Origin of the sequence: Micrococcus sp. HG099 (assembly GCF_024723355.1) — a bacterium.
Classification (GTDB): domain Bacteria; phylum Actinomycetota; class Actinomycetes; order Actinomycetales; family Micrococcaceae; genus Micrococcus; species Micrococcus endophyticus.
Map to the genome: position 1 here is coordinate 1 of NZ_JANQCJ010000082.1, position 10,540 is coordinate 10,540.

Annotated in this window: 11 protein-coding genes; 4 read left to right on the top strand and 7 right to left on the bottom strand. The window is 74.9% G+C overall.

All coding sequences use genetic code 11. The features are described 5' to 3' along the window. The 3 genes from NWP10_RS08040 to hrcA form a co-directional block, all read right to left on the bottom strand. Window positions 1-627, bottom strand: a 627-nt coding sequence (locus NWP10_RS08040; RefSeq protein WP_258300500.1) for a 16S rRNA (uracil(1498)-N(3))-methyltransferase, incomplete at its 3' end; no start/stop codon positions are given. After that, window positions 624-1,757 carry a molecular chaperone DnaJ gene (dnaJ, locus tag NWP10_RS08045; protein WP_258300502.1) on the bottom strand — a complete coding sequence of 378 codons (1,134 nt, stop codon included), beginning with the start codon at window positions 1,755-1,757 and terminating at the stop codon, window positions 624-626. The genes dnaJ and NWP10_RS08040, both read right to left, overlap by 4 nt. An 82-nt stretch (window positions 1,758-1,839) precedes the next feature. Continuing rightward, complete coding sequence (gene hrcA, locus NWP10_RS08050) at window positions 1,840-2,853, bottom strand: heat-inducible transcriptional repressor HrcA (RefSeq protein WP_258300503.1); 1,014 nt, start codon at window positions 2,851-2,853, stop codon at window positions 1,840-1,842. Between the two features lie 168 nt (window positions 2,854-3,021). Here hrcA and NWP10_RS08055 point away from each other — a divergent pair, with 168 nt between their 5' ends. Together NWP10_RS08055 and NWP10_RS08060 are read left to right on the top strand one after the other, a co-directional pair. Beyond that, the gene (locus NWP10_RS08055) at window positions 3,022-3,882 is read left to right on the top strand and encodes a DUF3097 domain-containing protein (protein WP_258300504.1); all 861 of its coding nucleotides are present in this window, start codon (window positions 3,022-3,024) and stop codon (window positions 3,880-3,882) included. 105 nt (window positions 3,883-3,987) lie between these two features. Next, a complete protein-coding gene (locus NWP10_RS08060) occupies window positions 3,988-4,407 on the top strand; it encodes a DUF4870 domain-containing protein (protein WP_258300505.1) in 420 nt (139 codons plus the stop codon). Window positions 4,408-4,483: 76 nt separating this feature from the next. On the opposite strand, the gene hemW is transcribed toward NWP10_RS08060, so the two are convergent. Beyond that, window positions 4,484-5,761 carry a radical SAM family heme chaperone HemW gene (hemW, locus tag NWP10_RS08065; RefSeq protein WP_258300506.1) on the bottom strand — a complete coding sequence of 426 codons (1,278 nt, stop codon included), beginning with the start codon at window positions 5,759-5,761 and terminating at the stop codon, window positions 4,484-4,486. Then, window positions 5,762-7,621, bottom strand: coding sequence for a translation elongation factor 4 (gene lepA, locus NWP10_RS08070; protein WP_017489171.1), 1,860 nt, complete (start codon window positions 7,619-7,621; stop codon window positions 5,762-5,764). Between the two features lie 113 nt (window positions 7,622-7,734). Between lepA and NWP10_RS08075 the strand changes: the two genes are divergently transcribed. Both NWP10_RS08075 and rpsT read left to right on the top strand, forming a co-directional pair. After that, the gene (locus NWP10_RS08075; protein WP_258300507.1) at window positions 7,735-8,421 is read left to right on the top strand and encodes a type II toxin-antitoxin system PemK/MazF family toxin; all 687 of its coding nucleotides are present in this window, start codon (window positions 7,735-7,737) and stop codon (window positions 8,419-8,421) included. 281 nt (window positions 8,422-8,702) lie between these two features. Then, a complete protein-coding gene (gene rpsT, locus NWP10_RS08080) occupies window positions 8,703-8,969 on the top strand; it encodes a 30S ribosomal protein S20 (protein WP_002854699.1) in 267 nt (88 codons plus the stop codon). Window positions 8,970-9,034: 65 nt separating this feature from the next. Here the strand turns inward: rpsT and holA are convergent, their stop codons facing one another. Both holA and NWP10_RS08090 read right to left on the bottom strand, forming a co-directional pair. Continuing rightward, on the bottom strand, window positions 9,035-10,054 hold the full coding sequence (gene holA, locus NWP10_RS08085) for a DNA polymerase III subunit delta (RefSeq protein ID WP_258300509.1): 1,020 nt from the start codon (window positions 10,052-10,054) through the stop codon (window positions 9,035-9,037). Window positions 10,055-10,063: 9 nt separating this feature from the next. Then, on the bottom strand, window positions 10,064-10,540 hold a 477-nt coding region (locus tag NWP10_RS08090), incomplete at its 5' end, for a ComEC/Rec2 family competence protein (protein WP_375162474.1).

Sequence of the window (10,540 nt, forward strand, 5' to 3'; positions counted from 1 at the left end):
CCGCCCTGGGCCCACGACGACGGCGATCTCCCCCGCCTCGCGCAGCCGCTCGACGGGCACCTCGGACAGCCCCCGCTCCGCGTCCTCGTGCAAGACGAGGACGAGCCGGGCGCCGTCGTCGGGCGCGGCGGCCAGACCGGCCACGCCGGTCCCGGAGACGTGGCCGCGGACCTCGGGGACACGGGCGCGGCGGGCCTGCTTGGCGGCCGCGCGCGCCGTGTCGGCCCACTTCTGCCGAGCCTTCTCGGCCTTGGGGCCCTTCCAGCGCACGATGGAGCGCTCGGCCTCCCACGGCACCACGGCGTCCACGCCGAGCTCGACGGCGGCCTGGACGGCCATGAGGTCCCGGTCGCCCTTGGCCAGGGCCTGGACGAGCACGAGGGCCGGGACGGCGGCGGGCTCCTCGTCGACCGCGTCCAGGCGCACCGTCACCGCGTCGGGGGCGGCGGCGAGCACGGTGCCGTGGCCGCGGACCCCGGAGCCGTCCGCGAGCAGGACCGACTCCCCCGGCGCGAGCCGCATCGAGGCGGCCGCGTGCCGGGCCTCGGGGCCGCCGAAGGAGACCTCGGCGCCCGGCGCCGCGCCGGTCAGCGCGCCCGGCTCGAGGTGGAACAGGGGCGCGGTCACAGGTTCCTCAGGTTCTCCCGCAGCCGGGCGAACATGCCGCGGGCCGGGGGCGTGCCGTGCACGACCTCCTCGCCGCGCAGCTCGGCCAGGCGCTCGAGCAGCTCGCGCTGCTCGTCGTCGAGGTCGGTCGGCGTGGTGACGACGACGTCCACCTTGAGGTCGCCGCGGCCCTGGCCGCGCAGCCGTCCCACGCCGAGGCCGGCGAGGGTCTCCACGTGGCCGGACTGCACGCCCGGCTCGAGGCGGACGGTCTGCTCGCCGTCGAGGGTCGCCAGGGTGACCGTGGTGCCGAGGGCGGCCGCGGCCATGGGCACGGTGACGGTGGTGGCGAGGTGGTCACCCTCGCGGCGGAACGTCTCGTGCGGGCGCACGGCGATCTCCACGTAGAGGTCGCCGTTCGGGCCGCCGCCGGGGCCGGCCTCGCCGCGGCCGGCGAGGTGGATGCGGGTGCCGTCGTCCACGCCGGCGGGGATGCGCAGGGTGAGCGGGATGCGGGTGCGCACGCGGCCCTGGCCGGCGCACTCGTGGCAGGGGTCGGGGATGACGGTGCCGAACCCCTGGCAGGCGGGGCAGGCCTCCGTGGCCATCACGGTGCCCAGCAGGGAGCGCATGGGGCGCTGGATCATGCCGTGGCCCTGGCAGGTCTGGCAGGTCTCGGGCTCGGTGCCGGGCTCGCAGCACGAGCCCTCGCAGCGCTCGCAGCGCACGGCCGTGTCCAGAGTGATGGTCTGCTCGCCGCCGAACACGGCGTCCTCGAGGTCGATCGGGGCGGTCACGAGCGCGTCCTGGCCCCGGCGCGCGCGGCTGGCCGGACCGCCGCGGCCGCCCTGGCCGGCGGCGTTCATGAACGTCTCGAAGATGTCGGCGAAGCCGCCGAAGCCCCCGCCCCCGCCGAACCCGCCGGGGAAGCCGGACTGGCCGTTCTCGTTGCCGGTGGTGTCGTAGGCGCGACGGCGGCCCTCGTCCGAGAGGACCTCGTAGGCGTGGGAGATGCGCTTGAACTGCTCGGCGGCCTCCGGGTCCGGGTTCACGTCCGGGTGGTGGGTGCGGGCCAGCTTGCGGTAGGCCCGTCGGATCTCCTCGGTGCTGGCGTCGCGGCTAACGCCGAGGGTCGCGTAGTGGTCGGTCACGGTGGGGTCTTCCTCTCAGGACGAGCGGGACGTGCAGGGGGTGCGGGTTCGGGCCCGGCGGGCGGGACGCGGCGGGCGCCCCTCAGGTGGTCAGGATGCGGGAGAGGTACCGGGCGATGGCGCGGACGGCGGCCATGGTGCCCGGGTAGTCCATCCGGGTGGGGCCGACGACGCCGACCTTGGCCACGGCGCCGGGTCCGTAGGCGGCGGCCACCACCGAAGTGTCCGCGAGGGAGCCGGCGTTCTCGGAGCCGATGCGCACGGACACCCCGTGCGCGTCGTGCTCCATCTCCGTGAGCAGGCGCAGCAGCACCACCTGCTCCTCGAGCGCCTCGAGGATGGGCCCGATGGACGCGCCGAAGTCCCCGGTGGAGCGGGCCAGGTTCGCGGTGCCGGCCATCACGATCCGGTCCTGGCGGCCGGCCTCGAGCAGCGCGTGCACGGCCCCGGCCACCAGGGCCGCGGCGTCGCGGTGCTCGGGGCGCATGCGGACCACCGCGGCGTCCACCACGGCGGCGGCCTGGGCGGGGCCCAGGCCGAGCACGGCGTCCAGCAGCAGCCCGCGCACCACGGCGAGGTCCGCCTCGGGCAGGGGCGTCTCCAGCACCACGTGGCGCTGGTCCACGCGCCCGGTGGAAAGGATGAGCACCACGAGCACGCGGGCCGGGGTCAGCGGGACGAGCTCGAGGTGGCGCACCGTGGAGCCGTCCTCGTGGGGGAACTGCGCCACCGCGACCTGCTGGGTCAGCTGCGCCAGCAGGCGCACCGTGGTCTCCATCATGTGCTCGGTGTCGGTGGAGGGGTCCAGCAGGGTGCGCACGGCCCGGCGCTCGGCCGGGGAGAGCGGCTTGACCTCGGAGAGCCGGTCCACGAACACGCGGTACCCCTTGTCCGTGGGGACCCGTCCGGCCGAGGTGTGCGGGGCCACGATGAGTCCCTCCTCCTCGAGGGCGGCCATGTCGTTGCGCACGGTGGCCGAGGACACGCCGAGGGCGTGCCGCTCCACCAGGGCCTTGGAGCCCACGGGCTCGCGGCGGGCCACGTACTCCTCCACGATCGCCTGGAGCACCTGGAGGCGGCGGGGCTGCTCCGTCATCTCGGTCCTCCTCTGTCTTCGCGGTCCCGGCCGGGCGCCGGCGGCTCATGACTGGCACTCCGGCACCTCAAGTGCTGATCCTATCGCCCGGTCCGCGCCGGGCGCCCGCGTCCCGGGGGCGGCTTCGCTCACGGTGATCGCGCCGGCCCGTTGCTACCGTGCCCTCCCATGGACTGGAGCAGCTGGGGCCCCGCGGGCCATGAGGAGATGACGCGGCGTCCCGGGCGCCCCGCGCGGGACGTGCCCGCCGCGCCGGGCACCGTGGTGGAGGACGTGGCCTCCGGGTTCACCGGCGCCGTGATCCGCGTGGAGCGCGCCGGCGGCGTGCACACGGTGGTGCTGGAGGACCGCCGGGGCGTGCGCCGCGGCTTCCCCCTCGGCGGCGGCTTCTGGATCGACGGCGAGCCCGTCACCCTGGTCCTCCACGTCGCCTCCGCCCCGCGCCCGCCCGCCCGCACCGCCTCCGGCTCGCGCCGGGTCGAGGGCGTCCGGGCCCGCACCGCGCGCGCCTCGCGCATCTGGGTCGAGGGCGTGCACGACGCCGAGCTGGTGGAGAAGGTCTGGGGCGAAGACCTGCGCCTGGAGGGGATCGTCGTCGAGCCCCTGCACGGCGTGGACGACCTCGCCGGGGCGATCGCCGCCTTCGACCCCGGTCCCCGACGCCGGCTGGGGATCCTCGTGGACCACCTCGTCCCCGGCTCCAAGGAGGAGCGGATCGCCGCCGAGGCCATGCGCGTGCCCGGTTCCGCCGGCAACGTGCTCATCCTCGGCCACCCCTACGTGGACGTGTGGCAGGTCATCAAGCCGGCCGTCCTGGGCATCCCGGCCTGGCCCGTGGTCCCCAAGGGCCAGGACTGGAAGACCGGCGTGCTCCAGGGCCTGGGCTGGCCCCACGGCACGAAGGAGGCCACGGGCCTGGGCTGGAAGCGGCTGCTGTCCCACGTGGGCAGCTACGCGGACCTCGAGCCCTCGCTGCTGGGACGGGTGGAGGAGCTCATCGACTTCCTCACCGCCGAGCCGGAGCGCTGAGCGGCCCCCGACTCCCGCGGCCGGTCCGGGCGCCGCGCTATGCTGACCCATGCCCCCGAGCCCGGCCCACGCGGACCGGGCCACGCGACCGATCAGGAGCCCCTCGTGAACCCCAGCGCGCAGCCCGACGCCGGCCGCCCCGGCCACGAGCCGCCCGCCTGGCTGGCCTCCGCCGGCGGCCGGGCCACCCCGCTCACGGCCAAGCAGGACCGGGACCGCGCGGCCCTGGCCCACCTGAGCCTCGCGTTCGGCGTCCTCGGCCCGCTCGTGGTGTGGCTGCTCTACCGGGACCGCGGGCCGTTCACCTCCCAGGAGTCCAAGGAGGCCCTGAACTTCTCCGGGCCGCCGACCCTGATCACCACGCTGTTCTTCTTCCTCGCGCTGCTGCCCGTGATCGGCGCGATCTTCGCGATCCTCGGCGCACTCTCCTGGGCCGTCATGTCCGTGTACGGCGTCATGGGCGCCTCGCACGTGTCCAAGGGCCGGCCCTTCCGCTACCCGTTCAACCTGCGCATCCTGCGCTGACGTCCGGTCCGCGCCGCGCGAACGCGGCGGCGCTCGGGCGCGCCGGGCGAGGTCGGGCCGAGCGGGGTCCCGCGGCTCAGAACCCGGCCAGCGCGCGCACGATCGCGTCGTTGCGCAGCCGGCCCTGCAGCGTGGGCACCAGCCGCCCGGCCAGCGCCGCGCGGCCGTCCAGCAGCCCCGCGGCGATCAGCTCGGCCGTGACCCGGCGGACGCGCTCGGCGTCGCCGGGCTCGTCCGAGACCGCCTCCGCGGCCGGCAGCCCCTCCGAGGTCCGCGCGGCCAGCATGATCCGCTCGAGCCGGCGCGCCGCGGCGTCGGGCTGCTCCCGCCCCACAGCGGGCGTGACCCCGGTGGCCAGGCGCTGGGCGTAGGCGGCGGGGTGCTTCGCGTTCCAGAAGCGGACGCCGGCCACGTGCGAGTGCGCGCCGGGGCCGATCCCCCACCAGTCCTGGTCCTCCCAGTAGGCCACGTTGTGCCGGGCCCGGTGGACGCCGGCGCCCTCCGGATCGTGCGCCCAGTTGGAGACCTCGTACCAGCGGAACCCCGCCGCGCCCAGGATCTCCTCGGCGAGCAGGTACTTGTCCGCCTGGTCGTCCGGGTCCACGTCCGCGACCTCGCCGCGGGCCACCTGGGCGCCGAGCTTCGTGCCCTCCTCCACGATCAGCGAGTACGCGCTCACGTGGTCGGGGGCCAGCTCGACGGCGGCGTGCAGGGTGTCCCGCCAGTCCTGCAGGGACTCTCCCGCGGTGCCGTAGATCAGGTCCAGGGACACCTCGAGCCCGGCGTCGCGGGCCGCGGCGACGGCGGCCGGCACGGACTCGGGGCGGTGGGTGCGCTCCAGCGTGGCCAGCACGTGGGGCGCCGCCGACTGCATGCCCAGGGACAGGCGCGTGAAGCCGCCCGCGGCGAGCTCCCGGGCGTACTCCGGGGTGACGGTGTCCGGGTTGGCCTCGGTGGTCACCTCGGCCCCGGGGACGATCCCGAACCGCTCCACGGCCTCGCGCAGGATCCGCACGAGGTCCGCCGCGGGCAGCAGCGTGGGCGTGCCGCCGCCGAAGAACACCGTGTGCAGCGGGCGGGCCGGCACGGCCGACGCCTCGAGGGCGCGCTGCGCGAAGCCCAGCTCCGCCACGGCGGACTCCCAGTAGTCGCCGCGGCCGGCGCCGGGGCCGAGGTCCACGGCCGTGTACGTGTTGAAGTCGCAGTAGCCGCACCGCACGGTGCAGAAGGGCACGTGGACGTACAGGCTGAAGGTGCGCGCCGCGCCGTCCTCGGCCGCGCGCACCCGCTCGCCGACGGCGGCCGGCAGCCGGCCGTCGTCGGGCACGGGCGCGCCCAGGGGCAGGGCGGGCACTTACTTCTTCGCGGCCGAGTCGGCGCCGGCGCCGTCGGAGGACAGGGCGGCGATGAACGCCTCCTGGGGCACCTCCACGCGGCCGACCATCTTCATGCGCTTCTTGCCCTCCTTCTGCTTCTCGAGCAGCTTGCGCTTGCGGGAGATGTCACCGCCGTAGCACTTGGAGAGCACGTCCTTGCGGATCGCGCGGATGTTCTCGCGGGCGATGACGCGCGAGCCGATGGCGGCCTGGATCGGCACCTCGAACTGCTGGCGCGGGATGAGCTCCTTGAGCTTGCCCGTCATCATCACACCGTAGGAGTAGGCGTTGTCCTTGTGGGTGATCGAGGAGAAGGCGTCCACCTGCTCGCCCTGCAGGAGGATGTCCACCTTGACGAGGTCCGCCACCTGGTCGCCGTCGGCCTTCCAGTCCAGCGAGGCGTAGCCCTTGGTGCGGGACTTGAGCTGGTCGAAGAAGTCGAACACGATCTCCGCGAGCGGGATCCAGTAGCGGATCTCCACGCGCTCCTCGGAGAGGTAGTCCATGCCGCGCAGGTTGCCGCGCTTGGCCTGGCACAGCTCCATGACGGCACCGATGAACTCGGCGGGCACGATGATCGTGGCCGAGGCCATGGGCTCGCGCACCTCGTGGATCTTGCCCTCGGGGAACTCGGAGGGGTTGGTCACGGTGACCACCTCGCGGTCCTCCCGGGTGACCTCGTAGACCACGTTGGGGGCGGTGGAGATCAGGTCCAGGTTGAACTCGCGCTCGAGGCGTTCGCGCACGATCTCCAGGTGCAGCAGGCCCAGGAAGCCCACGCGGAAGCCGAAGCCGAGCGCCACGGAGGTCTCGGGCTCGTAGACCAGCGCGGCGTCGTTGAGCTTGAGCTTGTCCAGGGCGTCACGCAGCACGGGGTAGTCCGAGCCGTCGATCGGGTACAGGCCGGAGAACACCATCGGCTTGGGGTCCTCGTAGCCGCCGAGCTCCTCCGCCGCCGGCTTGGCGTGGTTGGTGACCGTGTCGCCCACCTTCGACTGGCGCACGTCCTTCACGCCGGTGATGAGGTAGCCCACCTCGCCCACGGCCAGGCCCTTCGTGGGCGTCGGCTCCGGGGAGGACACGCCGATCTCGAGGAGCTCGTGGGTGGCGCCCGTGGACATCATGCGGATCTTCTCGCGCGGGGAGAGCCGGCCGTCCACCACGCGGACGTAGGTGACCACGCCGCGGTAGGTGTCGTACACCGAGTCGAAGATCATGGCGCGCGCCGGGGCGTCCGCCTCGCCCTCGGGGGCGGGGATGGACCGGACCACACGGTCCAGCAGGTCCTCGACGCCGACGCCCGTCTTGCCGGACACGCGCAGCACGTCCTCGGGCTCGCAGCCGATCAGGGTCGCCAGCTCGGCCGCGTAGCGGTCCGGATCCGCGGCGGGCAGGTCGATCTTGTTGAGCACGGGGATGATCTCCAGCTCGTGCTCCATTGCGAGGTAGAGGTTCGCCAGCGTCTGCGCCTCGATGCCCTGTGCGGCGTCCACGAGGAGGATGGCGCCCTCGCACGCGGCGAGCGAGCGGGAGACCTCGTAGGTGAAGTCCACGTGGCCGGGCGTGTCGATCATGTTCAGCGCGTAGTCCACGCCGTCCAGCTCCCACGGCATGCGCACGGCCTGCGACTTGATGGTGATGCCGCGCTCGCGCTCGATGTCCATGCGGTCCAGGTACTGGGCCTTCATGTCCCGCGGCTGCACCACGCCGGTGGCCTGCAGCATGCGGTCGGCCAGCGTGGACTTGCCGTGGTCGATGTGGGCGATGATGCAGAAGTTGCGGATCACCGAGGGCTCGGTGGCAGCGGGCACCGGGGGGTTCGACGCCAGGGGCGACACGGGCACTTCCTCTACGGGTGAAGGGATCAGGACTCTGACCGCCTAGTCTCTCATGGCCCCGACGGGGCCCGGCCCCGCGCCGTGGGCCCCGCGCGTCCACTAGATTCCCCTGCATGGCCTTCGACCTGAACCGCGCCCTCGCCCTCGGCCGCCGGGCGATCCGCCTGATCGGCTCCCTCCGCGACGACGACGCCCGCCGCTCCTGGACCGGCGACGCCGGCGGGCGGGGTTCCGGCGCCGCCCCGTTCCCCGGTCCTGCCGGCCCCGCCGGCCGCGCGTGGGACCCGAAGGAGCCGACCGACTCCTGGCCCTTCCCCGACCGGGGCCACGACGGTCGGCCCCGGGGCGGGCAGGACCGGACGCGGCCGGCGTCGGGCGCCACGGACCCGCAGGGCCGCGCCCTGCTGGCGGACTTCACCGGCATGGGCCGCGTGGAGTACGCGCCCGTGCCCGGCCCGGCGGCCGGTCCCGGCGAGGTCGTGTGGACCTGGGTGCCGTACGAGGAGATGGACGGCCGCGGCAAGGACCGGCCCGTGCTGCTCGTGGGCCGCGACGGGGACCTGCTGCTGGGCCTGATGCTGACCAGCCGCGACCGCAACAACGCCCGCGTGCGCGACGAGGACTACGTGGACGTGGGCTCCGGCCCGTGGGACCGCGCCGGCCGCCCTTCCGAGGCCAAGCTGGACCGCGTGCTGCGCGTGGACCCCGCCGCGGTGCGCCGCGAGGGCGGCGTGCTGGACCCGGCTGCCTTCGAGCGGGTCGGCGACGCGCTGGCCCGCGCCCAGGGCTGGCGCCGCTGATCCGGGCGCTGGCCCGCTGCGCTCCCGTTGCCCCCGCCGTCCCCGCGGCGACGGGTCCGGCCCTCCCGGCCGACACGGCGCCCGCCCGGTGACCGCGTGCCCGGCGACGCGGTGGTAGGATCGTGCGCATTGTGTCCGCCGGTCGACGGGCACCCCCGGAACGGGTCATCATCGGTGTTCCCCACGCCGCTCAGTCCACGGATCCGGGCACCCTCCACGACCCCCCTGTTCATGCGGCGCACGGACGTCTCGTCCGCGCCGCCGACGACGAAGGACCCGATTTGGCTAACATCAAGTCCCAGAAGAAGCGCATCCTCACCAACGAGAAGGCGCGCCAGCGCAACGTCGCGGTGAAGTCCGAGCTGAAGACCGCCATCCGCGCCGTGGACAAGGCCGTCGCCGCCGGCGAGGCCGAGGCCGCCGCCGCCGCCCTGCGCACCGCCTCCCGCAAGCTGGACAAGGCCGCCTCCAAGGGCGTCATCCACAAGAACCAGGCCGCGAACCGCAAGTCCGGCATCGCCGCCCGCGTGAAGGCCCTCCTCGGCTGATCCACGCCGCACGGCTGTGACCGCGGCCCCCGCTCCGATCGCTCGGAGCGGGGGCCGCGTAGCGTTCAGCGGCTGACGGCGGTGGCGACGCGGATGACCGCGCGCTCGACGGCGAACTCGGGGTTGCGGGAGGCGCCCTTGGCCTCGGCGTCGGCCTGGGCGATCCACTCCATGGCCTGCGCGATGCCGGCGGGCGTCCAGTGGCGGGCGGCCTGCTGGATGTAGCGCACCTGGAAAGGGGCGACGCCCAGCAGCGCCGCCAGCTCTCCCGCCGGGCGGTGGGCGTCGATCATCCGGGCCACCTGCCGCGCCTTGAGGGCGAGGGCCGCGGTGACCATCACGGGGTGCACCCCGGTGGCCATCGCGTGCCGCACGAGGGAGACGGCTCGGGCGGCGTGTCCCTCCAGGGCGGCATCGGCGACGGCGAAGCTCGTGGCCTCGACCCGGCCGCCGTAGTAGGTGTCCACCATGGCGGCGGTGACGGTGCCCTCGGTGTCGTCCACGAGCTGGGCGCACGCCGCGGCCAGCTCGGTGAGGGAGGCGCCGGTGGCGCGCAGCAGGGAGCGGGCGGCGTCCTCCTCGATCCGCCGGCGGCGGTCCCGGAACTCGGCCAGCACGAAGGCGAGGCGCTCCTCGTCCTTCTTCAGCGGCACGCAGTCCACCACGGTGCCCGCCTTCGCGACGGCGTCCAGCAGCCGCTTGCCCCGGCTGCCGCCGGCGTGGCGCAGCACGAGCGTGACGTCGTCGACCCCGGGGCCCTGCTGCACCAGGCGCAGGGCGTCCTCGAGGAACGCGTCGTTCATGGACTCCAGCCCGTCCACCTTGATGAGGGTGGGCTCGGCGAACAGTGAGGGGCTCGCGGCGGTGGCCAGCTGGCCGGCCTGGTACTCCCCCGCGCGCAGGCTGTGGACCTCGAGCTCGCCGTGGCGCTCGCGCAGCGCGGCGGTGACCTTGTCCGTGACCCAGCGGGCGGCGTGGTCCTCGGGGCCCTTCAGCAGCATGAGCGGGGCGGGCTCGGCCTTCCGCCAGGCCAGGGGGTCGACGCGGCCGGCTCGGCCGGAACGGGGGCTGCGGGCGGCGGACATGCCCCCATCCTAGGGCGCGGTGCGGACGGCCGAGGGCGGGCGGACGGTGTACACGCCGATCTCCCCGGCCCCGGCCGCGCCGTCCGGCCCCTCGGCCACGAGGGCGATCGTGCCGTGCAGGTCCGTGCGCGCGACCGGCCCCAGCCGGTGCAGGGCGTCCAGGGTCGCCGGGTGCGGGTGCCCGTACGTGTTCTCCGCGCCGACCGAGACGACGTGCAGGCGCGCCCGGACCGCGCGCGGCACCGCCGTGCCGCCATTGCGGGCGCCGTGGTGGGCCACCTTGAGCACGTCCACGGACGCCGGCCCGGCCGCGTCGGAGCGCCGCCCGGCGGCCCAGACGCCGGAGGCCTCCTCCTCCATGTCCCCCGTGACGAGCGTGGTCACCGGACCGGCCGGGGCGTCGACGGTGACGAGGAGCTGGGCCGAGGCGTCGTTCTCCTCGGCCGCCCGCGCGTCGGCGAGCAGCACCTCCCAGCGCGCCTGACC

Bases quoted from the DNA above. Each gene is read 5' to 3' on its own strand.
- NWP10_RS08055 (WP_258300504.1), top strand. From the start codon at position 3,022: ATGGACTGGAGCAGCTGGGGCCCCGCGGGCCATGAGGAGATGACGCGG.
- NWP10_RS08075 (WP_258300507.1), top strand. From the start codon at position 7,735: ATGGCCTTCGACCTGAACCGCGCCCTCGCCCTCGGCCGCCGGGCGATC.
- hrcA (WP_258300503.1), bottom strand. From the start codon at position 2,853: ATGACGGAGCAGCCCCGCCGCCTCCAGGTGCTCCAGGCGATCGTGGAG.
- holA (WP_258300509.1), bottom strand. From the start codon at position 10,054: ATGTCCGCCGCCCGCAGCCCCCGTTCCGGCCGAGCCGGCCGCGTCGAC.